General features: G+C 69.3%; 20 protein-coding genes and 1 pseudogene. 8 read left to right on the forward strand and 13 right to left on the reverse strand.

All coding sequences use genetic code 11. From position 1 onward, the window contains the following. Positions 1 to 434 precede the first annotated feature (434 nt). Positions 435 to 611, forward strand: a complete 177-nt coding sequence (locus tag IE178_RS34210; protein ID WP_184766680.1) for a hypothetical protein — start codon at positions 435 to 437, stop codon at positions 609 to 611. Positions 612 to 829: 218 nt separating this feature from the next. Here the strand turns inward: IE178_RS34210 and IE178_RS34215 are convergent, their stop codons facing one another. The 3 genes from IE178_RS34215 to IE178_RS34225 form a co-directional block, all read right to left on the reverse strand. Beyond that, on the reverse strand, positions 830 to 1,051 hold the full coding sequence (locus IE178_RS34215) for a hypothetical protein (protein ID WP_229876476.1): 222 nt from the start codon (positions 1,049 to 1,051) through the stop codon (positions 830 to 832). Positions 1,052 to 1,300: 249 nt separating this feature from the next. Beyond that, positions 1,301 to 1,594 (reverse strand): hypothetical protein, encoded by a 294-nt coding sequence (locus tag IE178_RS34220; RefSeq protein WP_184766682.1) that lies wholly within the window; start codon positions 1,592 to 1,594, stop codon positions 1,301 to 1,303. A 76-nt stretch (positions 1,595 to 1,670) separates the two neighbouring features. Next, positions 1,671 to 1,853: a hypothetical protein gene (locus IE178_RS34225; RefSeq protein WP_184766683.1), complete on the reverse strand. Its 183-nt coding sequence runs from the start codon at positions 1,851 to 1,853 to the stop codon at positions 1,671 to 1,673. A gap of 192 nt (positions 1,854 to 2,045) precedes the next feature. Between IE178_RS34225 and IE178_RS34230 the strand changes: the two genes are divergently transcribed. Then, positions 2,046 to 4,598, forward strand: a complete 2,553-nt coding sequence (locus IE178_RS34230) for a DEAD/DEAH box helicase (protein WP_193514963.1) — start codon at positions 2,046 to 2,048, stop codon at positions 4,596 to 4,598. Between the two features lie 156 nt (positions 4,599 to 4,754). On the opposite strand, the gene IE178_RS34235 is transcribed toward IE178_RS34230, so the two are convergent. The 3 genes and pseudogenes from IE178_RS34235 to IE178_RS36475 all read right to left on the reverse strand — a co-directional run. Then, on the reverse strand, positions 4,755 to 4,922 hold the full coding sequence (locus tag IE178_RS34235) for a transposase family protein (RefSeq protein WP_193514964.1): 168 nt from the start codon (positions 4,920 to 4,922) through the stop codon (positions 4,755 to 4,757). Positions 4,923 to 5,139: 217 nt separating this feature from the next. Then, on the reverse strand, positions 5,140 to 5,997 hold the full coding sequence (locus tag IE178_RS34240) for a MerR family transcriptional regulator (RefSeq protein ID WP_193514965.1): 858 nt from the start codon (positions 5,995 to 5,997) through the stop codon (positions 5,140 to 5,142). A gap of 465 nt (positions 5,998 to 6,462) precedes the next feature. Continuing rightward, positions 6,463 to 7,034 (reverse strand): annotated as a pseudogene (locus IE178_RS36475) (transposase family protein); the annotation flags it as partial. A 540-nt stretch (positions 7,035 to 7,574) separates the two neighbouring features. On the opposite strand from IE178_RS36475, the gene IE178_RS34250 reads away from it, so the two are divergent. The 6 genes from IE178_RS34250 (at position 7,575) to IE178_RS34275 (ending at position 14,833) form a co-directional block, all read left to right on the forward strand. Next, the gene (locus tag IE178_RS34250; RefSeq protein WP_184766689.1) at positions 7,575 to 8,252 is read left to right on the forward strand and encodes a MauE/DoxX family redox-associated membrane protein; all 678 of its coding nucleotides are present in this window, start codon (positions 7,575 to 7,577) and stop codon (positions 8,250 to 8,252) included. Next, positions 8,191 to 8,670: a TlpA family protein disulfide reductase gene (locus IE178_RS34255; RefSeq protein ID WP_193514966.1), complete on the forward strand. Its 480-nt coding sequence runs from the start codon at positions 8,191 to 8,193 to the stop codon at positions 8,668 to 8,670. The genes IE178_RS34250 and IE178_RS34255 overlap by 62 nt, the downstream gene beginning before the upstream one ends. 12 nt (positions 8,671 to 8,682) lie before the next feature. Next, a complete protein-coding gene (locus IE178_RS34260; protein WP_193514967.1) occupies positions 8,683 to 10,557 on the forward strand; it encodes an ABC transporter ATP-binding protein in 1,875 nt (624 codons plus the stop codon). A 113-nt stretch (positions 10,558 to 10,670) separates the two neighbouring features. Further along, on the forward strand, positions 10,671 to 11,210 hold the full coding sequence (locus IE178_RS34265) for a S26 family signal peptidase (RefSeq protein WP_229876474.1): 540 nt from the start codon (positions 10,671 to 10,673) through the stop codon (positions 11,208 to 11,210). 610 nt (positions 11,211 to 11,820) lie between these two features. Continuing rightward, on the forward strand, positions 11,821 to 12,312 hold the full coding sequence (locus IE178_RS34270; RefSeq protein ID WP_193514968.1) for a hypothetical protein: 492 nt from the start codon (positions 11,821 to 11,823) through the stop codon (positions 12,310 to 12,312). Between the two features lie 427 nt (positions 12,313 to 12,739). Further along, a complete protein-coding gene (locus IE178_RS34275) occupies positions 12,740 to 14,833 on the forward strand; it encodes a penicillin acylase family protein (RefSeq protein WP_193514969.1) in 2,094 nt (697 codons plus the stop codon). Positions 14,834 to 14,860: 27 nt separating this feature from the next. Here IE178_RS34275 and IE178_RS34280 read toward each other — a convergent pair whose 3' ends face one another. From IE178_RS34280 to IE178_RS34310, 7 genes are all read right to left on the reverse strand, one after another. Further along, on the reverse strand, positions 14,861 to 16,378 hold the full coding sequence (locus IE178_RS34280; RefSeq protein WP_193514970.1) for a pyridoxal phosphate-dependent decarboxylase family protein: 1,518 nt from the start codon (positions 16,376 to 16,378) through the stop codon (positions 14,861 to 14,863). 228 nt (positions 16,379 to 16,606) lie between these two features. After that, a complete protein-coding gene (locus tag IE178_RS34285) occupies positions 16,607 to 17,929 on the reverse strand; it encodes a condensation domain-containing protein (RefSeq protein ID WP_193514971.1) in 1,323 nt (440 codons plus the stop codon). 138 nt (positions 17,930 to 18,067) lie between these two features. Then, a complete protein-coding gene (locus IE178_RS34290) occupies positions 18,068 to 19,072 on the reverse strand; it encodes a serine hydrolase domain-containing protein (RefSeq protein WP_184766695.1) in 1,005 nt (334 codons plus the stop codon). Then, entirely contained in the window at positions 19,069 to 20,448 is a 1,380-nt protein-coding gene (locus IE178_RS34295; RefSeq protein WP_193514972.1) for a class I adenylate-forming enzyme family protein, read from the reverse strand. The genes IE178_RS34290 and IE178_RS34295 overlap by 4 nt, the downstream gene beginning before the upstream one ends. 29 nt (positions 20,449 to 20,477) lie before the next feature. After that, positions 20,478 to 20,993: an acyl carrier protein gene (locus IE178_RS34300; protein WP_184766697.1), complete on the reverse strand. Its 516-nt coding sequence runs from the start codon at positions 20,991 to 20,993 to the stop codon at positions 20,478 to 20,480. After that, entirely contained in the window at positions 20,983 to 22,428 is a 1,446-nt protein-coding gene (locus IE178_RS34305) for a class I adenylate-forming enzyme family protein (RefSeq protein ID WP_184766698.1), read from the reverse strand. The genes IE178_RS34300 and IE178_RS34305 overlap by 11 nt, the downstream gene beginning before the upstream one ends. Before the next feature lie 65 nt (positions 22,429 to 22,493). Further along, positions 22,494 to 23,336, reverse strand: coding sequence for an inositol monophosphatase family protein (locus tag IE178_RS34310; RefSeq protein ID WP_184766699.1), 843 nt, complete (start codon positions 23,334 to 23,336; stop codon positions 22,494 to 22,496). Positions 23,337 to 23,604: the final 268 nt, after the last annotated feature.

Raw genomic sequence — 23,604 nt, forward strand, 5'->3', positions numbered from 1 at the left:
CCCGCGGAGCGGGTGCTCCATCGCTGCGCGATGGACAAGCGAACCCCCGCGCTGCGCGCGGGGGTTGCGCTCACGCTGCGCGTGAGCGCTGGCGGAACGCTGCGCGTTCCGCTCACCTGCCTTGCTGCGCAAGGCAGGTGATGTCCCGTCCGCTGTGCTCCCGGGCCTCATGGGGCCTGCGGCCCCATGAGGTGGCTTCCGCTGCGCTCCAGCCACCGAGGCGCTGCGCGCCCAGGAGGCCGGCCCCGCTGCGCGGTGCCGTCAACGGGCCTCCGGCCCGGGCACCTAGGAGGGGACGGGGCCGGGCCGGCTGTGAGGGTGGGGTCGTTGTCGCGTCACCGCGGATCGCTGCTCCCGGGAGGGAACGCCTCATACAGAGCCTCGGCATGCATCGCGTCCCATTGACTGATCAGCAGGCGCTCCACCCCACCGTCATGCCGACGCAGTTCGATTTCCTGTCCTTTGTCGAACTCCACCCGCACCTGCGGGTTCCTGCAGACCGCCTCGGCCTCGCCGCGCATCATCTCGAACCAGATGCCGCGTATGGCGTACTGGAGGTCATTGCCTCGGTGGCGCAGTACTCGTACTCGACGGTCGGTCAACAGAAGTGAAGCGCGTCGCGGGAGCAGGCCCCACAGCGTGTGTCCGTATGTCACCGCACAGCCGGCCGTCATCCGCTCGCTCTCAGGAACCCACCGGGTCAAGCGTTCACGATCCACCGACCACTTAGCCGCTTCCACCGCCATCCCCTCCCCTACCGCACGACAGCGTCACCGTTCGGTGCTCGTCTAACCGAAAGCAGCACAAGGGAGCGGGCTGGCCGAGGTGGTCAGGCAGACGAGCGGCCGGTGATGCCCGGCAGGGTCGTTGTCCTGATCCGGCGGTAGGTCCTGAAGCCGTACACGGTCAACGCTGCCCAGATGACGGTACTGACCAGAGGCCACCACAGGTCCCGGCCCTGCTCGCCCTGGATGAGATTGACGACCCAGTTCACCGCCCAGCTGACCGCGAGAACAAGTGCTGCCCACCTGGCCCACCGCCACATCCGCATTGTTCCTCGGGCACGGGTTTCCTGTGAGCTCGGATCATCCTGTCGAAGTCGTGTGCTATCCATACCTACCCGCCTACCCCCTGCCCGCTCCTTGCCTCCTGGCCTCTGAGAGAGGGCCGAAAACGGACGGCCTCACCGGCTTCAGAGATACTCAGAGGTGGTCTGGGGAGGGACTGGCTTGCAGTCAGATGTCGAGGCGCAGAAACACGATGAGACGCGGGCGGGCGGTGCTGCCTTACCGGCGGTGGGTCAGGCATGTGCGTGGCGTGGTGCAGTGGCCTTGCGTGATGCGGTGTGGTGCGCGGGACGTCGGCATTCTGCGGTCTGGAGGCGCTGCAGCCACAGGGAGGCTGTGAGTAGGAGGGCGCTGAAGACGGCCAGGAGGAGGGCGGACACCCACATCTGCCGGCTCCCGGGCAGCTGCCATCCGGTCCAGGCGGTCAATACCGCCCACAGCAGGACGCCACCTGCGTAGAAGGTGCGGACCCGGCGCAGCTGCCGCACGGCCCGCAGGGACATGACGGGATCAGTTGTGGATGCCATGTCGGCCCGAGTACCCCGGTGCATGCTGTTCAGCGGAGTGGGTTGATCAGGTTTGTCCTCCGGCCGCCGCTCCTGCTTACTGCCGGGTGCGTCCTTCGAAGTCGCGGCGTACTGCCGCGCCTTGGTCCTCGACCAGTCCCGCACTGTCGGGGAGGTCCAGGACGGCGCCGCAGTGGTTGCACAGTTTCCCGTCCTCGGCCGGCGTGCCGCACGCCTTGCAGAACCGGTTGCCCTCGCCGTTTCCAATGGTCTGTGTCATGGCTCTCTCCCGCAGGGTGGACAGTGATAGGCGGGGAGTACCCCTGGCTTCCGTGCTGATTCCCCGCACATCTGCTTCATTCTGGGCTTGCGATAGGCTCTGGAGTTGGATGGCTTCATCGTTGTGAGTTCAGTTGGTTGCTTCTTGGTGTGGGCGTGCTGTCGTCCGGCTTGTGGGAGAGGGGGGACTGAAATGACGGTGAGGGAGCTCCGTCCTCATCAGCGTGAAGCCGTGGACGCGGTACTGCGGGCGCTCGAGTTGCCTGCAAGATTTACTGTGCCGGAGCGGGGGCTGCGTACTCAGGTGGTTATGGCGACCGGATCGGGCAAGACCCTGGTGGCCGCCCGGAGCGCCGAGGAGCTGTGTGCGGGCCGCGTGTTGGTCCTCGTGCCCTCCCTGGATCTGCTCGCCCAGACCGAGGCCGCCTGGCGCGCGGGAGGCCGCACGGGCCCGATGATCGGGGTCTCGTCCCTGCGGGGTGAGGAGGCGTCCTTCCCGAACACCACGGACGTGGGCGAGCTGGTCGACTGGGTGCGGCCGCTCGACAAGGTCACTGTTTTTGCCACGTACGCCTCCCTTGGGCTGGGCATGCTGGAGCGTGCGCACGCCGCCGGCCTTCCGGGGTGGTCGCTGATCGTGGTCGACGAGGCGCACCGGACGTCGGGGCGAATCGGCAGACCGTGGGCGGTCGTCCACGACAACACCCGCATCCCCGCCCTGCGGCGTCTGTACATGACGGCCACGCCGCGGCTGTGGCAACTGAACGACGGCTCCGAGGCTGCACCAGGCGCGCCGGGTGAACTGGTCGCGTCGATGGAGGACGACCCGGACGGGCCGTTCGGGGCGCGTTGCTACACGTTGACGCTGTCCGAGGCGATCGACCGGGGGATCTGCGCGCCGTACCAGGTGGTGTGCTTGGACATCACCGACACCCAGCTTCAGGCCGTTCAGCTCCTGGGTGTGGAGGGCCGCTCGGACGAGGTCCGCGGGGCGCGGCTCGCCGCCCTGCAGACGGCGCTGGTGAAGGCCTCGGCGGAGGAAGGCTTCCGCAGGACGCTCGTCTTCCACCACCAGGTGAAGGAGGCCGAGGCGTTCGCGGCCGGTCTCCCCCACGTCGCCAAGCGGCTGCACGCCGCCGCCCCCGAGCTGTACCCGGAGATGATCTGGGCCAACTGGCTGTGCGGCGAGCACAAGCCGAACCACCGGCGCCGGGTCCTCACCGAGTTTGCCGACGGCATCGCCACGGACGGCACGGTCGTGGAGAAGGCCTTCCTGGGCTCGGTGAAGGTCCTGGGTGAAGGCGTCGACACCAAGAACTGCGACTCCGTCTACTTCGCCGACGTACGCGGCTCCATGCCCGACCTCGTACAGGCCGTCGGCCGTGCCCTGCGCATGGAGCCCGGCGAGGGCAAGACCGCCTCCCTCGTGGTGCCCGTCCTGCTGGGGCCGGGCGAGACGGCCGACAACTTGCTCACCAGCAGGGCGTTCGGCGGACTGGCGAAGCTGCTCGAGGCGCTCAGGGCGCACGACGCCCGGGTCGTGGAACAGCTCGCCGAACAGCAGGCTCGCAGCAGCGTCAGGGGCGTACAGAGCCGTAGCGGGGTGGTTGGGGAAGGAGGTGAGAGCGACCGAAGCGACCATGTGTCGGTACCGGCCCGGGAGCTTCTGAAGTTCTCCACGCCGCGCGATCCCGCGCAGTTGGCCGCGTTCATCAACTTGCGCGTCCTCAACCCAGAACACGCCCACTGGCGGCGGGGCGTGGAGGCCGCCGTCATCTACAAGCGGCTCCACGGCGACCTGCGCGTGCCTTTCACCTACCGCGTGCCCACCCGTGACGACCAGGAGACCGGAGCCGAGGGGTGGCCGGCCGCCCTCGCCGGCTTCCCCCTCGGGCAGTGGATCGCCGACACTCGCCGCTTCTACGCCCGTGGGGAGATGGAGACCGACCGTGTTGAGCAGTTGGAGAAGCTCGGCATGGTCTGGTCGCACTACGACGTCGCCTGGGAAGAGGGGGTGGCCGCGGCGCGCGGATGGGCCGAGGAGAACGGGCACCTCCTGGCACCGACCGACGCCACCTACCAGGGCTACCGGGTGGGGATCTGGCTTAAGAACCAGCGGGCCGCCGCACGCCGGGCCGCCGAGATCGAGCAGCGGCGCGCCCAAGGCCTGCCCGTTCGGTCCGCGGCCGGCGCGCTGTCGGAGGAGCGGCGCGAGCAGCTCGAGGACATCGACCCCTCGTGGTGCCCCACCTGGTCCGTGGAATGGCAGCGCTGCTTCCATCTGGTCCGGATGCGCCTGGAGGCCGGCGGCGAGCTGCTGACAGAGCCGGGCAGCGTCGTGTACCAGGGCGAGGACCTCGGACGATGGGTGCGATCGGTCCGGCTCGGGTGGGACAAGCTCACCACCGTGCAGCAGTGGATGTGCGAGCAGGTCCTTGGGATCGAGCCCGCCACCGAGAACGAGAAGCCCAAGCTGCGGACCAGCCAGGCCGACAAGTGGGCCTTGAACTACAAGGCCGCCCGGCAGTACTACGAACGCGAAGGACACCTGCGGGTACCGCGCAAGTACATCGAACGAATCGCCCTCGGCAGCGGGAACGACAGTCGCGACGGCGAGAGCGGCGGGGGCCAGGAGGAACGAGAGATCAAGCTTGGGGCATGGGTCGGGAATCAGAGATCCAGAGCAGCGACACTGTCGCGGGAACGGGTCGAACAGCTCTCCGCCATCGGCATGCGCTGGACGTGACGATCGTCGTGGCGTTCGGGGTGGGGCCGGGCGCGGCCGTGGTTGCGGTCCGCATGGGTGCGGGGCGGCACGGTACGTCGGCACAGGATCCTGTTGTCCACGTTGCTCCGGATACGAGGGGCGGGGAACGACGAAGGCCGGGACGCGTCAGCGTGCCTACCCGTTGGGGTCCGCGTTCATGGCCACGCAGATCAGGCGGCCCCTCTCGTCGGTGAGGGCGAGGAAGTGGAGGCCGTGGTGGCGATGTTTGCCGGAGTAGTTCTTGCGGTCGGCCTTCCCGGTGCGGCGCTGGGTGGGGATGAGGGTGCCGTCAATCAGGACCACCTCCCCACCCTGCCGGGCGATCCTCTTGCACGCGCGGTCCAGGCGCGGGGGCTGTGTGCGGCGAGCAGTCCGATCGCCTCGTCGCGTCAGCGTCGGACGGTGGACTCGGAGATGTTGCTGTCGCCGGCCATGTCGGCCAGGCGCTGGTCGTGGCGCAGTACGGCCAGGAGGATCACCGCGATCTTCTTGTGGGGCTTGCCGCGAGCGCCGATGCCAGTCAGCAGGTCCGTGGGGTGTCGCCGTCCTGATCGGCCGAGTGAAGCAGTTCGATGACACGTTCCTCGTACCGGACGCGGGCCGGGGAGAAGTCGTAGGGCATCTTGCCGATGGCCTCCATCGGGCTCGTCCTCGCCTCGCCTTCCTTCTCGCCGGCGTGCTCGTCCTCCTGGTCCAGGAGGACGTCGAGGGCCTCGTCCAGGCCGGATCTGTCGATGGTGGCTCCCAGGGCGGTCTCATGAGCACACCGCTGGGCGGCCAGGTCTTCGATGCGGGGGTCGTCGGGGGACATGGTGTCGTCCAGGGCCGCCTCGGCCTCGGCCAGGCGGTCTTCCTCGGCCCGCAGTTCGGGGTGGGTGGCCAGGACGATGAACCGGTTGGCCTGGACGGCGGCGCCCAGGGAGCCGAAGATACGTTCCGTGACCAGAAGGGTATCGAGATCGGCCGGGCGCAGGGCTCCGGGTGGCAGATCATGCAGGCGGCCACTGACCAGTGGTGAGAGCAGGCCGAGGGGGCTGCCCACCTCGCGGAGGCGGTGCACGGCGGCCCGCTGGGCTTCGATGGCGGCGGCTTTGGAGGCGAGGGACTCTTCCAGCCGGGCCAGGGACTGCTCGATGCCGGTGGCGCTCTCAAAGCCGGCCCGGATGTCGTCCAGGGAGATACCCGCATCAGCCATCTTGCGGATCCACAGCAGGCGGATCATGTCGTCGTATACGTAGCGGCGGCGGTCGTCGCTGCCGCGTTCCGGTTCGGCGAGGAGCCCGATGGCGTGGTAGTGGCGGATGGCGCGGGGTGTGGTCCCGGCGAACGCGGCGGCGTCGCCGATCTTGACCCGGCGGGGAATCGCAGGAAGGGGCATGCGCGGGAACCTCTCAATGTCGTGCTCGCCGCCTACTGGACCACATGCCGCTACGGCACATGCAAACCCCGCTGCCGTAGGCGCGCGCCCTGCGCTCCCGCACCATCAAGGGTCGTACGGATCGCTGCACGGGCAGAGGAAACGTCCCGGATAAAGCAGACTTGGGAACAGAGCAGGGGTGGGGAATTCAGTCAATGAGTGCCATCAGGGCGGCAGCGTTCCTGGTCACAGGCGAGTGGTGAAGCGGCCGTCGGGCAGTTTCCGAGGCCAGCCGCGGTCGGCCGGCCTGACCAGCTTCCCGCGCAACGGCTCCGGTCTGGCCCGCACGCTGACGTCCACCCCCAGCACCTCGCCGACGTGCCGAGCCATGGCCGGCCCGGCCGCCTCCCGCGCGACGGCCAGGATGCGCTGGTAGTCCGGCGGGAGCGTGGTCTCCTCCACGCCGGACGTGCGGTGCGGGATCATGGTATCGGCGTCGGTGATGATCGTGGTGTAGCTGTGCCGGCGCCGCAGGGCGAAGTCGTCGGTCCCGTTCACCTGCGGGATCTGCACCACGGGCACGGGCACGCGCCGCGACAGCCGCAGGGCGGTGGTATACGAGAGGGGCACGGCCTGCGTGCCGGGGAGTCGGGCGGAGGCCCGGCCGTCTAACTCCTTGACCAGCTCGGGAAGCTGGCCGGTCAGAGGTGTGGTGCGGCGCTGATGGCGTTCCAGGAGCCCGGGGACCTGCTCTCGGAAGGTCTGCCGCTTGCAGCCCAGGACCGGACAGACCAGCCGTCGTATCCTCACCCGGACCACGCCCTGTCGGCCGTCGATCGGTAGGTCCGGCACGGGCCGTGATATCCGTGGGCCTTTTTCGTCACCACCCCGCACAGCGGACAGGGCACGGGGATATCCCGGGTTCGAGCCGTAATCCGCACTATCTCGTCACCGTCCGCCATATCCTCGATGGCCAACGCCGACAACCCCGAAAACACGGTTTTTACGAGTGTGTTCGCATCATGCGCGTTCGGTGATCGCAGACGGGCGCTCGCCATCGCCACCGGCTACGGAACAGACCCGAACGATTTACCGTCCCACTACCGGTGACCAACATATTCAAGGTTCTCTGCAGGTTTTCCCCAGCATCGTGAGGCAGCGTGGGCGACGGCAAATGACCGTAAGGCCATCGCCGGTAGATGCCTGTTCGGGCCTTCCCGAACATGTGCCGTCCCACGATTCAGGGAGAAGGATCTCGTGTACAGGAAGCTCGAAACGCTGGGGACCAGGCTGCTGGGCCTGCTCGTGCCGAAGGTCGATGCGTCCGCAGCCTGCGGACCGGAGAAGCTCGTGGAGTACGGCAGTTGCTGGCAGTGCGACTACAGGCCGTGTCTGGCGGTCTGCCGCGACAACTGTGGCTGTCAGGTCATCGGGTGCGGGTGAGACGGATCTGACGTGTTCATGATCTCGTCTCGTCTGTAAGGGACATGCCTCCGTGACGGCGGACCACCGAACGTTCGAGGGTCGGGTCGCCGTCACGGAGCCGGTCCCGGATGTCTGCACCGGATGTCTGCACCGGAGGATGAAGCGTGCAATATGTGGCGATCACAACCCGCTGTCTGCTGGGAACCGTGTTCCTTGCGTCGTTCCTCAGCAAGACGGCCGGGCCGGGAGCGTTCGACGCCTTCGTGGCGTCTTTGCGTTCCATGCGGCTGCTGCCGCCGATGACAGTCCGGGCGGTGGCTCGGGGCGTGGTGGCCGCCGAGGGCGCGATCTTCGCGCTGCTCCTGCTGCCGATGGCCGTGGCCACGGCCGGCGGATTCGTCCTCGCGGCGGGGCTGCTGACGGCGTTCACGGCAGGTATCGCGCGCGTCATACGTCGCGGGTTGCGTGTCCCCTGCCGTTGCTTCGGAAGCTCCGCCGCCCCGCTCGATCGCCGTCACCTCATGCGCAACGCCGTCCTGGTGACGATGGCGGTTGTCGGGGCGTGCACCTCGGGAGCGAGGGGGCCCATACACCTCGGGGGGTTGGCCGTGTCCGCGTCGATCGGTCTGGCGCTGGGCGTTGTGGTCACCGCACTCGATGACATCGCCGAACTCTTCCGCCCGGCCCCCTTCGATCTTCCCAGCCACCTGATGAAGGAGAACAACCATGCCCGTGCTCATCACGGCAGTCGTGTGCGTGGCACTGCTCGGTCTGCTGAACCTGATCCTCATGCTCGGCGTGCTGCGAAGGCTGCGCGATCACTCCGCGTTGTTGGCAGACAGGGGAGGTAATCCGTTCGCCATCGCGGTGGGGCAGGAGATCGGTGAATTCGAAACCTCCACCGTGGACGGCGAGCCCATCAGCCAGGACCTCCTCGAAGACGGGACGGTCGTGGCGTTCTTCTCGCCCGGATGCGGGCCGTGTGAGACGGAGGTTCCCCGCTTCGCCGACTTCGCGGAGACGGCGCCCGGCGGACGGAACCGGCTGCTGGCGGTCATCGTCGGTGAGACGGGCGATGCCACACCGTTCGTTTCTGCCCTGTGCGCGGTCTCACGTGTGGTCGTGGAGGACAGGAACGGCGCGCTGTCGACCGCCTTCAGGGCGACCGCATACCCCACCGTGCTGCGCGTGGGACGGGAGGACACCGGTCAACTCGTGGTCACGGCCAACCGGGTGCCGCTGGACCGGCCCGTCACCACGGCTGCGTAACCGGTCACAGCCGTGAACAGCCGAGACGAAGAAGCACGAGGGGCACCGGCCGGCAGCCGGTGGCAGCGGACTGCCCTCGCGTTCGCCCTCGCGGCGAAGGCGGCCCCCGGCGCGCTGTTGGCATATGTCGCCCTGACGCTGGTCAGCGGCGCGCTGCCGGTGGCGACCGCCTGGCTCACCAAGGTGACGCTGGACGGCCTGGTCGGCGGGGCGGAGCTGAGAACAGTACTCGTGCCAGGAATTGGCTTGTCACTGGTGGGCGTCTGCGGCGGCCTGGTGCCACAGGTGACGCACTACGTGCGGACCCAGTTGGAACGTGAGACGGGGCTTCTCGGCCAGGAGCGGCTGTTCCAGGCAGTGGAGAGGTTCGTCGGGCTGGGCCGGTTCGAGGATCCGCGCTTCCTGGACCGGCTGCGGCTCGCTCAGCAGGCGAGCTCCGTCACCGCCAACCAGGCCGTCGAGGGCACCTTGGGGAGCGCCCGGGCCGCATTCACGATCATCAGTTTTCTTGGCTCACTCTTCCTGCTCAACCCGGTGCTGACGGTTCTGGTGCTGGCGGCAGGGGTGCCGATGCTGCTTGCCGAGCTGGCGCTGTCCCGGCGACGAGCACGCATGCTGTGGCGGATCGGCCCAACCGAACGGCGGGAGCTCTTCTACAGCGATCTGCTCGCCAGTGTGGAAGCGGCCAAGGAGGTGCGGCTGTTCGGCATCGGGGCGTTCCTGCGCGAAAGGATGCTCGTCGAGCGGCGAGCCGCCAATACCGCCAAACGCGCGGTGGACCTACGGGAGGTCGTCACGCAGAGCGGGCTTGGGCTGCTCGCTGCGCTGGTCTCCGGCGGTGGACTGCTCTGGGCGATATGGGCGGCGTCCGCAGGCATGTTGTCGGTCGGTGACATCACCATGCTAGTGGCGGCAGTGGCCGGCGTGCAGGGAGCCCTGACGCAGCTGGCCCGTGAGGTGGCCCGCACCCATCAGGCACTGCTGATGTTCGGGCACTACGTCGCCGTGGTCACCTGCGGACCGGACCTCCCGGTCGTCGCGGTCCCCCGTCCGCTGCCTGCCCTGCGGAGCGGGATCGAGCTGCGCGATGTGTGGTTCCGGTACTCCGACGCACATCCATGGGTGTTGCGTGGCGTGAACCTCCACATTCCCTTCGGGAAGACAACGGCCCTGATCGGATTGAACGGCGCCGGGAAGTCGACGCTCGTCAAACTGCTGTGCCGGTTCTACGACCCCACCCGAGGGGCGGTCCTCTGGGACGGTGTGGACATCCGTGATGTCGACGTGGCAGCGTTGCGCCGTCGTATCAGCGCGGTCTTCCAGGACTACATGGAATACGACATGACGGCAGCGGAGAACATCGCACTGGGCGACGTGACGAAGCTCGACGACCAGGAATGGATCCGGTCGTCGGCGATGCGCGCCGGCATCCACGACAAGCTCGCCGACCTGCCGAAAGGCTACGACACCGTCCTGTCACGGATGTTCCTCATGGAATCCGACGAGGAGGGCGGGCGAACCGGCGTGGTGCTCTCGGGCGGACAGTGGCAGCGGCTCGCGCTCGCCCGTGCGTTCTTCCGGGACCGACGCGACCTGGTAATCCTCGACGAGCCGTCTGCCGGCCTCGACGCGGTGGCAGAGTACGAGATCCACACCTCCTTGAAGCGGCACCGCGAGGGGCGGACAAGCGTCCTCATATCCCACAGACTCGGTGCCGTGCGCAACGCCGACCGTATTGTCGTGCTTTCGGAAGGGCGTGTCATCGAGGAAGGCGATCACCATGCGCTGACGCGCGACGGCGGGGAGTACGCGCGGCTGTTCGCGCTTCAGGCGTCCGGCTACGGGACGGATGCGGACGGACAAACCACCTACTCCGGGAGCCTGTGATGGCATATGAACGCGGACGGACCCCACTCGGACCTCCGATGCCCGGGAGCCCTCCGCCGCTGCTCGCCCCGTTCCCCGAACCGAGACATCACCGGCCGCTGATCGGCCGGGCGGTGACGGCTGCCACGACCATCCTGCTGAGCGGCACCGGGCTGGCACTCTGGACCCAGGGTGCGTCGTCATGGGCGCTGCTCTTTGGCATGTTGACCGTTGCGGGATTTCTCGGGCTCCTGACTGCCACCCTGCTGGGGCGCACCCTGATCGCCGTCACGGTGCGCGGATCGAGCATGCTGCCGGCGTTCAGGGAGGGAGACCGCGTCCTGGTGCGCCGGGGTGTACTGCCCGCTGTCGGGCAGGTCGTCGTGGTGGAACAGCCGATGCCGGGACCGCAGTGGGACACCTCACCATTACCGCGCACGGCAGGCGCGCTTGCGGTCTCCCGCCGGGAGTGGCTGTTCAAGCGGGTCGCCGCCTGTGCCGGTGATCCCGTACCGCTCCGCGCGGTGCCCAGCAGCGCAAGGGATGAATGCGTACCGCAAGGCCAGTTGGTCTTGCTCGGCGACAACGCGAGGATCAGCTTCGACTCGCGCCAGGTCGGATACTTCCCGTCGGAGCGGGTCCTGGGCACGGTGGTGCGCACACTCTCTCCCTGAACAGATCAGTCAGTACTCCAGCAGCGTTCGTGTCCTGAGCTGCGTTTTCGGTAGTGGCAAGCGATGCGAACCGGCGTGGTGCTCTCGGGCGGACAGTGGCAGCGGCTCGCGCCTGGCGGTGTCGTCCGCGTTGCGCGAGAGCCGGCTGCGGTGTGTGTTGGTGTGCGGCGGCGCTTGGACGCGCCGCCTGCCCGAACTGGTCGGTGAGGCCCGGACGCTTGCGTTCATGGCCCTGAATCGCCCCGGATGCCGGTCAGAACGAACGAACCGCGACAGGAGGCGCTGCGTGAGCTGGGGGTGGAGTGGGCGTGGCCCGTCTCGAGGGGCGGCGTCGGCGTCGAGGTGCGCGGTGTGGGTCGCCGTTCGGCTGGCCGAGGTGAACCGGGGCCCGTCGCACGTCAGTTGTTGCGCTGCTTCGTTCTCAGGCCGTCGGTAGTTTGAATGTGTGAGCAACGATGTGATCGCGGCATGGGACCGTGTGGAAGCCGGGCTGAGACGCCACCCGCCGGCTTCCCCCGGTCACGCTCGGGGCCCCGGACGAACTGATCGCCGAGGCGGAGGCCGAGCTCGGACACCGCCTCCCCGCCGGCCTGCGTACGCTGTGGCGGCGATGCGGCGATGCGGCGGGCGCGTCGGGCCGCCGACTCCCGGCGGTGATGTACTGCTCGGAGTCCGCCAGGCCCTGGAGGCCTACGATCTGCTGAGTCTCCCGGGAGTCTGGGAGACGGCGTGGATGCCGTTCACCGCCGACGAGCCTGAAGACCCGCTCTCGGGAACCTTCGTCGACGCCGCCACCGGGCTGATCGGATCATGGAACCGGCAGGACATCTCCTGCCTCTACGACGACGGCAGCACCCTGGCCCGGTATCTGACCGAGATGGCCGACGAACTCCCAGCACCCCGCCGCTGGCGGGCGAGCGACGAGACCCCGCCCGCGCGCCTCGGAAACGAATCGGACGGCTGGGGCATGGGCGGGAGGGGACGTGCCGAGGAGCGCCGAGGGATACGTCCCTGGCCTCTGGGTGGTCTTCCTGGCGCCTGTGAAGAGGGCCGTCAACGGTTCTCGTGGCACTCGCGGCGCACCCCGCACGGCTCGCCGTGATCGAGTATCCGCGTGACGACCGGTCAACCGGACAGGGCAGTCCCAGGTTGAACGGCCCCGAGCCGATCCCGATGACGTACGGGCGGAATCGGCAGTCGGGTAGGACGCTTGAGGCGGTCCCCCGCCTGCGGAGTGCCGCGATCGCGCGTACCGGCCGCCGAGGGACCGGGCAAAGGAGCGGTCGCCGGCCGCTGCGGTGGCTGACAAGGGCAACGGTCCGGGAAGTCGCGCCGGGACGGGCACGCTGGGACGCGTGCTGCAGGAGGGCAGGCCCATATTCCGTCCGGCCGACCGCTGCTCTTGAACGGGTGGGGTTGCTGCCGGTGTTGTGCTCGCCGGTGGATACGCTGTCATCTCGACGGCTTGGCATGTGAGTTGGTACAACTCGTAGCCGTTGTGACGGGCGCGCCAAAGGAGAGGCTTCGGGGTGACGGGCGAGACGTGTCGGGATGCCTGGGGCATACCTCATCTGAGAGCCGACGACATCCTGGAGCTCGCTTTTCTGCAGGGGCGGAACGCGGCGCTTGACCGCGCGTGGCAGATCGAGGTCGAGCGGCATCGCTTCGAGGGCACGACCGCCGCCGTCTTCGGCGCCGACGCCCTCGGCTGGGACCGGCTCGCCCGGCGGGCACGCCTCGCAGACACCGCGCGGCGCTGCTTCGACGCGCTGGAACCCGATACGCGTGCGTGGGTCACCGCGTATGTCCGCGGTGTCAACTCAGGCCTGCAGGAGGGGGCCGACGCGGCGCAGCAGTTCGCCCGCGTCGGGCTGCGCCCCGGGCGGTGGGAGCCCTGGACCCCACTCGGCACATGGCTCTCCGTGCACCTGCTGTTCTCCGGGTTCCCCACGAAGCTGTGGCGCGGGCGGGTCGCCGGCGAGCTCGGGCTCGGCGCTCTCGCGATGTTCGCCGCCGACGGGCGGGGCGTGGCGGGCAGCAACGGCTGGCTGGTCTCCGGTGACCGCACACGTACGGGGAAGCCGATCCTGGCCGGTGACCCACACCGCATCATCGAGGATCCCGGCGTCTACCAGCAGATCCACCTGTCGTGTCCGGAGTTCGACGTGGTGGGGTTCGCCGTCCCCGGCGTGCCGGGCATACCGCACTTCGGGCACACCGGGAAGGTGGCGTGGTCGATCACCAACGCGATGGCCGACTGCCAGGACGTCTACCGGGAGCGGCTGAGGCGCGACGGCGCTGCGGTCGAGGCGCTGGGCCCGGACGGCTGGGAGCCCGCTCACGTGCACGTCGAGAGCGTGCCGGTGGCGGGTGGCGGGTCCGTCGACGTCGAGGTCGTCGAGACTGCCCGCGGCCCGGTGGTCGTGGGCGGCCCGGACGACGCCGAGGCCCTCAGCCTCGCCTACCCCGCGCGTGTCGGCGGGAGCCTGGGCTTCGACGCCCTGCCCCGGTTGCTGCGGGCGGGCAGTGTGGCCGATGTGGACGCCGCGCTGGACGAGTGGGTCGACCCGGTGAACGTGGTCCAGGCCGCGGACGTGGCGGGAGGCACGCTGCACCGCGTGGCCGGACGCGTGCCGGTGCGTCATGAAGACAACCGGCTGCATCCCGTTCCGGCATGGGAACCGGGCCGCACGTGGCAGGGCTGGTATGCACCGATGCCCCACGAGCCGGTGGACGGTGTGGCGGTGATGGCCAACCAGGCCGGTCCGGCCGCACCGCTCGGTGTGGAGTTCGCTCCCGACCACCGGGCCGGCCGGATCCGCGAACTGCTGGACGCGAAGGACACGTGGACGGCTGCCGAGATGCCGACCATCCACATGGACACCCGTGCCGGCGCCGCGGACCGGCTGCTGGAGCTGCTCGGGGACCTGACCGGCCTGAGCCGGGAGGCCGAGCGGCTGCGCGACCGGCTGCTGGGCTGGGACCGGCACATGCGCGCCGACTCCACCGAGGCGACGCTGTACGCACGGGTGCGTTTCGCGCTGGTACGGCGTCTCGCCGGGCACCCGGCCCTGGCACCGCTGGCCGAGCTCCCCGACTTCCCGGAGGTGCTGCTGCCCTGGCTGGCCCTCGTACCCCGGGTCGCGGTGGGTCTCGACAACTTCCTCGCCGACGAGAAACCGCTCGGACTCGACCGTGCCGATCTGGTTCGAGCCGCCCTGGAGGAAGCCGCGGCGCAGCCGGAGCCGGAGCGCTGGGGGGCGTTGCACCGGCTGTCTGCCTGGACGGCGCTGCCCGGGGACGGCGGCGCGGTGTCGTGGCCGGAGCTGGCCGGCGACTCGGAGTGTGTCCTGTCCACCACGCGTATCCCGGACGCCGACGGCCATCTCACGCGCGCCTCCGCGGCCCGCTACGTGTGGGACCTGGCGAACCGGGACGACAGCCTGTGGGTCGTGCCCCTCGGGGCCTCGGGCATCGACGGCCCCCACCACCACGACCAGTTGCCGCTGTGGGAGCGCGGGGAACTCGTTCCCGTGGTCACAGACTGGCGGCTGCTGCGCGCGGAGCCGCCGGTGGCCGGGTACGGCCGCCGCGACGGCGGCGAGCCCTCGCTTGGGGACTGAGGCGCCCGCGCGGCGGTCGGGCGGTGCTCACGTCGCCACGACCGTGGAGCCGGGTACGGCCAGGTGCCGCTCGGCGTGCTGGGCGACGAGGTCGAGGGTGGTGGAGATGTCCTCCAGTGATGTCAGCGGGTTGAGCAGCGTGAACTTGAGCCAGTGCCGCCCGTCGACGACGGTGGAGGCGATCACCGCCTCGCCTGTGGCCGCGAGCGCCTCACGGGCATGGAGGTTGGCCGAGTCGGCGAGGTCCGCGGCCGTGCCGGGGGCGGGTCGGTAGCGGAAGACCAGTGTGGACAGCTCGGGACGTACGGCGACGTCGAACCGGGGGTCGTCCTGGAGCAGTTGCCAGGCCTGTGCGGCGCGGTCCACCACTTCGTCGAAGAGCTCTCCGACTGCGTCGGGCCCCATGATCCGCAGTGTCATCCACAGTTTCAACGCATCGAAGCGGCGGGTGGTCTGCAGTGACTTGTTCACCTGGTTGGGTATCGCCTTCTCGGCCATCCACTCGGGGTTGAGGTAGTCGGCGTGGTGGGTGGCGTGGCCGAGAACGGTGCGGTCGCGTACCACGATGGCGGAGGCGGAGACCGGCTGGAAGAAGGATTTGTGGTAGTCGACGGTCACCGAGTCGGCCCGCTCGATTCCCGCGAGCAGGTGTCGGCGGGTGGGAGAGACGAGCAGGCCGCAGCCGTAGGCGGCGTCCACGTGCAGCCATGTGTCGTACTGTTCGCACAGGTCCGCGATCCGCGGAAGCGGGTCGATGCTGCCGAAGTCGGTGGTTCCCGCCGTGGCGACCACCGCCATCACCGTCTTTCCGGCACGTGTGCAGCGCTCCAGTTCATGGGCGAGGGCGTCCGGGCGCATCCGGCGGGTGGCGGCGTCCACCGGCACGGGTATCACCGCGTCGGGGGCGAGGCCGAGGACACGTGCGGACTTCTCGATGGAGAAGTGGCTGATCTCCGAGGTGAGGACGCGCAAGGTGGGCAGCAGTTCCGCCCGGCCGGCCGCGGAGTCGGGGGCGTCGCCCGGGATCCGGGCCTTCTTCGCGGCCAGCCGCAGCGTCTCCTCCCTGGCGAGCAGCATCGCGTGCATGTTGGACTGGGTGCCGCCGGAGGTGAAGACGCCGTCGGCCGCTGTCCCGAGCCCGATCCGGGCTGCGGTCCAGTCGACGAGCCGTCGTTCCATCAGGGTGGCGCCGCCGGACTGGTCCCAGGTGTCCATGGAGGAGTTGACCGCGGCTATGACCGCCTCGCCGACCACGGCCGGAAGCACCAGGGGGCAGTTGAGGTGTGCCAGGTAGCGCGGGTGGTGGAAGTAGACCGCGTCACGCAGATAGACCCGTTCGAGTTCGTCCAAGGCCGCCGCGGTGTCGCCGAGCGGTGTGTCCAGATCGACGCTGTCCACCACCTGTGCCAGCTCCTGCGGGTTCGCTCCCGAGAACGGACGGTCGGTGGTGGCCAGTTTCCGCGCGATGCGGGCGGCGGCGAGGCTGACGTCTTGGTGGTAGCGCTCCGCCGTCGCGCCATTGAGCAGGTGGGACCTGCTACGCATGGAGGTTCCTTCCTGGAGGGCGAATGAGGTCGGTCGGGGTGGGGCGCCACTCGGTGTGGATCGGGTCGCCCGTGTGGAGCGACTTCGGTCATGTCGGCGGGGGCACCGCGACCGGTCGACGCACAAGCCCGCCGAGCCGGGGCTCGGCCGGGCCGGCGGGGATACAGGCCGGGAGTGAGGCGGCCGCGGGCGGTGCCGCCCGGGACCCCGTCGGGGCCTCGGGACGGGTCAGGGAAGGGACGGCGACACCGGGTGCCTGCGGTAGGCGTGCCGTGCGCGGTCAAGGATGTCGCCCACCCGCTGATCGACGTCCGTGGCGGCCACTGCGCAGAACCGGTTGAACGTGCGGATCACCTCGAACGAGTCGCTCGACTCCCGCCAGGCGGTGCCGAACAGCTGCAGCACGTCGTGATCGGTCTCCTCGAAGATGCTGAGGTTGCCGCGCGAGTTGGGCTGGATGCCGTCGACGACCTCGTACCACGAGCGTTCCACCCTGCTCGCCGCGATGGCCTTGGCCCTGGCCCGGCGCGGACCGGCCTTCAGCAGGTAGTTGAACTCGGGGACGCCGTTGATTTCCTCGATCCCGCGTTCCGCCGCGACCGCACGTTTGACCCGCTCGTATCCATAGGGTGAGAAGAGGGAGGCCCGATATCCCTCGACGAGTTTCGCGTACTCCCGCACCACCAGGTCGCGGAAGGTGAGATGGGGGTCGATCGTCACGGAGGTGAAGGCGAAGGGGGAGTTCGCCACGACGCTGACGGCGCCGGGAACGGGCGAGGGCCGACGGTGCTGGGACCGGACCACGACCTGTCGTGTCGAGAGCTCGACGCTGAGGAGGATCGCGTAGACGACGAGTGAGATGCCGGGTTTGCTCACGCGGAGCGCGGAATGGAGTCGCGCCAGCGAGCGAGCGTGTTCCGCCGACTCCACGACACCGAACGTCGCGGCGTCGGTCGGGTCCTTCCTGAGGTTGGTGCCGGCGGCCTCACCGAGCATCCGCTGCACGACGGCCAGGTTCTCCTTCTCCGCCTGGGCGAACTCGAAAGATCGCTCGGCCTTGAGCACCTCGGTGATCTGGGCCGCCCTCGGCCGAGGGGTGCGGCCTGCCAGCAGCTCACGGAACTCGTCGTGGAGCAGTTCCAGCCCGCTGCCGTCCACCGCCAGGTGGGAGACGACGGCCCCTCCCGACCACCTGCCCCCGCGGTTGATCAGCAATGGCATGAAGGCCTGCCTGCGGCGGACGAACTCGCTCTGTGTGAGGCCCAGTACGCCCTCACCGGTCAGCGGCGCGTCGACCGAGTTCACCTCGATGGTCAGCGGACGCACATCGGCCCCTCGGTGCACGATCTGCCGCGGGAACGTGTCCGGGTCGGCGTGGTCGAACGTGTCCCCCACGTCCTCGAAGACCGCGGTCAGGACATCGTGCCGGTCGGCCAGGCCCTGGAGCGCCGCCAGGACGCCGGCTTCGTCCGTGCAGGCGTCCTCGTCGAAGACGATGCTCAGCGGCCAATGGACGGGGTCCAGGCCGCGGTGGTGAAACATCTCGACCATGGCCGCCTGTCCCCACGTCAGGCTTGTTCGCTCGCTGTCCACCTGGTTCCCCGCCTCGTGTTCCGGATTCTGTGTTCGTGGGTCGCTCGGTGCGCCCGGCTTCGCGTGCGGCGCCGGGCGCGGTACCAAGACCGGCGCTCAGTGCTCGCCGTCGAGATGGTCGTTGATGCGTTCCATGAGCCGTCGGCGTCGCAGGAGACTTTGCACGGGCTCCCTGACCAGGTTGCTCACGTACACCACCGAGAGTTCGCGTCGGGTGTCCGCGAGAGCGAAGGAGCCGGTTCCGGAGTCGGATCCGAACGCCTCCCGGCCCGGTCGCTGGCCGAGCCACCGCCAGCCTGTGAGCGCGCCGTGCGAGAAGTCGAAGGCGTGCTTGCCCTCGCCGTCGGTCGACAGTCCTTTGCCGGCCGGCTGCTCCAGGTACGGGACTGCGCGGGCCAGCGGGTCGGGCAGAGTGTCGCGCTGGGCACGGGTGGCGAGGGCTGAGAAGACCCGCATCAGGTTCTCGGCCGTGCCGCGGAAGCCCGAGCCGGGCCATGCGCATGCCATGATGTCCGGTGCGTCGGCCCACCACAGATCGGGCTCGCGGTCGCCGGTCTCGCTGTTCACGATCGGCAGCGGAGGGTCCTCACCGGGCACCGGCGGTCCGTAGCCCAGGTCGGCACCGAACGGTTCGAAGCCGAAGTGCCGTGCGAACGTGGTCCTGTCGACGCCCGACGCTCGCTCCAGAGCGAGCGAGAGCACGTACCAGCCGGTCGTCACGGTGTACACCGGCGCGCGCGTCGGGTCCACGGGCGAGTTGGCGAGCCACCGCTGGAAACGTTCCTCGGACCAGCGTCCGGGCGTGGCGTCCCGGGTGATGCCGCTGGAGTGGGTCAGCAGCTCGCGGATCCGGACCGAGTCGAACCGCGGCCCGAAGACGTCCGGCAGGAGAGGACCCACCGGACTGTCCAAGGACACGTCGGTCCGGCCGAGCAGGAAGTGCAGCGCGGCGAGTGCGAAGATCGGCTTACTGACGCACAGCAGGGAGAACGTCGCGTCTTTCGCACCCACGTGCTCGTCGTGAACGGTCTCGCCCCGGTAGCGGACGATGATGCGCTCCGAGACCGTGGCCGGAAGACGGTGGGCGTCGAGGAGGTTCACGCCGGTTCCCTTCGCTGGTCGCGGGCCACTCGCTGCGCGCTCCGGGGCCGGGCTGCGACGAGCGCTGCCAGGGCGGGGTAGTCCACTTTTCCCCGGTTCGTCCGGGGGATGTCCGGTACTGATGCCAGCGACATCGACGACGCCGGCAGCCCGGCTGCCCGTGCGGTGCGTGTGATGAGTTCGTTCGCGTCGCTGCGGGGTCCGGTCACGCAGATGACGATCTCCGAGTCCGAACCGATGACGGCCACGTCTCCCTCGTGCCGGAGGTATGTCTCGATCTCGTCCAGGCTGATCCGCTTCCCGAACTGTTTGACCGTCCGGTTCAGACGGCCCGTGATCCAGATGAAGCCCTCGTCGTCGATGGTCGCGAGGTCGCCCGTCCGGTGGAAGCCCTGGCCGGACCTGCCGTCTTCGAGGCTGCGGATCGCCTCGGCCGAGTCGACGTACCCCTGCATCACACTGGGGCTCCTGACGAGGAGTTCTCCCTCGTCGCAGGCCACCTCGATGCCCGTGAGGGGCAGGCCCACGGAACCCAGCTTGTCCGGGCGGCGGGTGAGGTCGAAGGCGGAGACCCGTGTCATGAGTTCGGTCTGTCCGTACATGAGGAAGAACTGCGCTCCGTGCCGTTGCGCCAGGTCCAGGTAGCGGCGCGTCACCTCGGGTGCGAGCCGTCCGCCGGAATGGGACAACTGCCGCAGCGTCTGCGGCCAGTGTCCGGCGAATCGGTCCTGCAGCAGCTCGTACATGAAGGAGACTCCGGCCAGATGGGTGACGCCGCCGGTGGACAGGGTGTTCCAGAACCTCCGGGAGGTGGGGCGCTCCTTCGTCACCACGAGGCTGCCGCCGGCCGCCAGATGGGAATGCAGTACCGACAGGCCGAACGCGTAGTGCAGGGGGAGGCTGGTGATCGAGCGGCTTCGGGTGTCCAGTTCCAGCCGGTCGATGATCCCGAGCGCGTTGGCCCGCAGGCCGGGCTCATCGAGCGCGACGCCTTTGGGCACACCCATGGAACCCGAGGTGAGCAGGATCAGCTTGGTGGAGGCCGTACCGGTCGCCCCGTCTTCCCGGCGGACCCAGTGACCGGGCTCGGCCTCGCGGTAGCGGGTGTGCTCGAGCGACGGTACGCCGACCACCACGTGCGGCTCGTAGGCGTCGACGGTCCGGGTCAGGGACTGCGGGCCGCTCAGCGGGTCCACCAGGATGACCGTGGTCGGTGTCACGAACGAGGCGAGATAGGCCACGACCGTGCGCAGATCGCTCTCGGCTGCGATGAGGACGCGAGCACCCTCCTGCCCGAGATGCCGCCGGGCGAACTCGTGCACCAGGGCGCCGAGTGCTCCGTAGGTGACCGCCTCGCCGTCAGCGACGACCGCCACGGACTCCCGGTCTCCTCCCAGCAGCCACATCAGCCGGCCGTCCGAGTTTTGATCAGGCGTGCGACCTGTGCCGGGGTACCGGCTTCGAACACCTCCTGCATGTCGAGCTGCGTGCCGTACCTCTCGAAGACCGCTGTCGATATCTCGATCAGGACCAGCGAGTCGGCACCGAGGTCGAAGAGGTCGTCGTCGACGCCCACGCGAACGCTCTGGGCGGCCGCGGCGACCACAGCGCAGACGTACTCCTCGACCTCGTCGTGCGGTGCGGTGTAGACCGACCGGTGCTCGGCCACGGCCTGCTCCACGACCTGCATCGTCACCTCGCCGATGTCCGACGGATCCGCCATGACGATCACGGGAGCGCTGGTGTCCGTGCCGAGGTGCTCCCAGATCAGGTTGCGGTACTCGACGGCGCTGACCGCTCCGCTGGAGCGAATCACCACGATCCACCGGTCGTGCGAGAACGCGACGGCGGAATCCGCGACGTCGGGAAGCGAGCCGACGAACTGGGCCAGGTCGGTGGACGGTGCTGATTCAATGGTCATCGGTACTCAATCTCTTCAACTTGCCGACTTCGGTACGCGGTAGGGCTTCGACGAACGACAGCACATGGGGCCGGGACGCCGGCGGCAGGATTCTCCTGCAGTGCGTCTTGATCGCGGAGGCCGTCGCCTTCGTGGGGTCGTCCGCGACGACGAGGGCCTCGGCGATGCTGCCGAGCACTCCGTGCGACCGCGGCCGCACCATCACGTCGAGGACTCCGGGGACTTGGAGGATCGCGCTTTCCAGTTCGGCGGGGTACACGTTCTCGCCGCCGACGGTGAACATGTCGCCGTCCCTGCCGACGAGAAACAGGTATCCGGCGGCATCCAGGTAGCCTCGGTCGCCGACCGAGCAGTATCCGTCGCTCGTCCGCCTGACGCCGGGCGCCGAGTTGCGCGCATGCGACAGGCTGCGCATGTACACCTCCCCCACGGTGCCCGCCGGGACCGGTCGCCCGTCGGCGTCCCGCACACTGACGCGGGTGAGATATCCCTTCCCGACGGTTCCCGGCCGTTGTGTCCACTCCCGCCCGGAGCAGAACGTGAGCCCGACCTGTTCGGTGGACGAGTAGAACTCGTGCACACGTGTCTCCCCGATGCGTTCGATCCATCGCCGCTTGGTCTCGTGGTCACACGCCGCCGCGGTGTGCAGCACGCCGTGGAGCGTGCCCAGGTCCGCGGTGGCGAAGCCGTCAGCCAGTGCCAGCAGACGCAGATGCGTGGGCGTGGTGCACAACCATTCGACGGACTGCGCGGCGATGACGTCCAGTACGTCGTCGGGGTCGAAGGCGCGTCCCGTCACCGTCAGGCGGCCACCGCCGAGCAGGCCGGTCAACGCGGGGATCAGACCGGCCGCGTGGTGCAGCGGCAGCAGTCCGAGCTGGTGGGATCCCGGGTGCCAGCCGGCCCGCCGGTACAGCCGCTGCATGCCGGAGAGTGCGGCGGGGGACAGATCCAGCCGGATCAGCTTGGGCCGGCCCGTCGTTCCGCCGCTGTGCAGGAGCAGCCGCCAAGCGCCCGGATCACCTTGCGGCGCGCGTTCGCTCCGCGTCGCGAGCATGCCCTCGCGCAGGACTCCGTCGAACCCGGCCGCGACGAGCTGTGAGCACAGCCGCTGTGAGGTCGCCGCCCAGGTGCCTGCGCGCACCAGGCAGACGCCCAGTCCGGCTCGTGCCGCGGCCAGCACGGTGACCAGGGTGGCGATCTCGTCGTGGGCCTCGTGGACGACGACCGGCTGCGCGAGGCCGTGCGAGGCGGCGCGGGTACGCAGCTGCCTCGCCGCCGACGACACCCTGGCCTCCAGGTCGCCGAAGGTCACTCGCGTCCCTGAGCGCAGGTGGGCGATGGCGATCGCCGACGCACCGGCTCCGTCCCAGGCGCGCCGCAGCGAGAAGTCGTCGGTGCGGGCGGGACCGGACAGGGGCGGCTCGGCGGACACGCCCTGTTCCCCGCCCCGGCCTCCTTGCGCGGAGGGACGCATTACGCCACCGCTCGACCGCTCGCTCATTCGGGGTGCTTCCCTCCGTCGGCCCCCGGGCCGCCGGTGCGCAGCAGTGCCAGCACCTCGTCGTGCAGCGGGCCGTTGCTGATGACGAAGCCGCCGTCGGAGGCCCTTCCTGCCGGGCCGCCGTTCAGGGCCGTGGCCCGTCCTCCGGCCTCGGCCACGATCAACGCGCCCGGGAGCAGGTCCCATGCCTCGCCCCACGGCTCGACGGCCACGTCGACACTGCCGTCGGCGACCCGCACATGCTGCAAGAAGCCGCCCCGGGTGCCGTGCGGATACGACGAGCGGGCCAGCACGGCGCCCAGGTTGCGGTGGGGTGCCCCGGTGGTCCACTCCACGAACCCCGCGAAAGCGACTTCCGCCCGGGCGAGGTCATGCCGGTCGCTGACGCGCACGGCCTCACCGTTGACGAAGGCACCGCCTCCACGCCGGGCCCAGGCACGGATGCCGAGGAGCGGTGCCGAGATCACACCGACGACGGGCTCGCCGTCGCGGACATAGGCCAGCAGTGTGCCGAACTCCGGGTCCGACCGGGCGAAGTGGCGTGTGTGGTCGATGGGGTCGACAAGCCATCCGTCGACTTCACCGGCGAGCAGGGCGCGCACCGCCGCCCGGCCGGAGCGCTCCTCGCCGAAGACCTCGGTGCCCGGGGCATACGGGGAGAGTTCGGCGCGCACCGCGTCCTCGACGGCGAGATCCGCACGAGTGAGCAGCGAGCCGTCGGTCTTCACCGATACTTCACGTGGCTCCTGGTCGAGTCTCCTGAGGATCGCGTCGGTCGAGTCCATGGCCCGCTGGGCGGCCTCGAGGGCGTGTTCCAGCTCGGTGTCGATCGACGACATCTGTCCCTCCTGCTCGTGACGGACGATTCCCCGCGGATGCCGTGTCGTGGGGGGCAGGCGTCGCACGACACGTGTCGGGCGACACGTGTCGGGCGCGGCGGCACGCACTCGGTCGTCCACGGACGCGAGCACGACCGGTTTCCCTCCGGCGGGCGCCGGACTCCCACCGCCCGGTTTCAGCGGTGGGTGACCGTGTACTGGATGGCGTTTCGGGGGTTGTGCCAGAACATTTGGTCGATCTGCTGTTCGGTGAGTCCGATGGAGGCCA

Origin of the sequence: Streptomyces griseoloalbus, assembly GCA_014650015.1 — a bacterium.
In the GTDB taxonomy this organism is placed as follows: Bacteria; Actinomycetota; Actinomycetes; order Streptomycetales; family Streptomycetaceae; genus Streptomyces; species Streptomyces griseoloalbus.

Bases quoted from the DNA above. Each gene is read 5' to 3' on its own strand.
- IE178_RS34210 (WP_184766680.1), top strand. From the start codon at position 435: ATGCCGACGCAGTTCGATTTCCTGTCCTTTGTCGAACTCCACCCGCAC.
- IE178_RS34215 (WP_229876476.1), bottom strand. From the start codon at position 1,051: ATGCGGATGTGGCGGTGGGCCAGGTGGGCAGCACTTGTTCTCGCGGTC.
- IE178_RS34220 (WP_184766682.1), bottom strand. From the start codon at position 1,594: ATGGCATCCACAACTGATCCCGTCATGTCCCTGCGGGCCGTGCGGCAG.
- IE178_RS34225 (WP_184766683.1), bottom strand. From the start codon at position 1,853: ATGACACAGACCATTGGAAACGGCGAGGGCAACCGGTTCTGCAAGGCG.
- IE178_RS34230 (WP_193514963.1), top strand. From the start codon at position 2,046: ATGACGGTGAGGGAGCTCCGTCCTCATCAGCGTGAAGCCGTGGACGCG.
- IE178_RS34240 (WP_193514965.1), bottom strand. From the start codon at position 5,997: ATGCCCCTTCCTGCGATTCCCCGCCGGGTCAAGATCGGCGACGCCGCC.
- IE178_RS34255 (WP_193514966.1), top strand. From the start codon at position 8,191: ATGCTCGGCGTGCTGCGAAGGCTGCGCGATCACTCCGCGTTGTTGGCA.
- IE178_RS34270 (WP_193514968.1), top strand. From the start codon at position 11,821: ATGCGGCGATGCGGCGGGCGCGTCGGGCCGCCGACTCCCGGCGGTGAT.
- IE178_RS34280 (WP_193514970.1), bottom strand. From the start codon at position 16,378: ATGCGTAGCAGGTCCCACCTGCTCAATGGCGCGACGGCGGAGCGCTAC.
- IE178_RS34285 (WP_193514971.1), bottom strand. From the start codon at position 17,929: ATGGTCGAGATGTTTCACCACCGCGGCCTGGACCCCGTCCATTGGCCG.
- IE178_RS34300 (WP_184766697.1), bottom strand. From the start codon at position 20,993: ATGACCATTGAATCAGCACCGTCCACCGACCTGGCCCAGTTCGTCGGC.
- IE178_RS34310 (WP_184766699.1), bottom strand. From the start codon at position 23,336: ATGTCGTCGATCGACACCGAGCTGGAACACGCCCTCGAGGCCGCCCAG.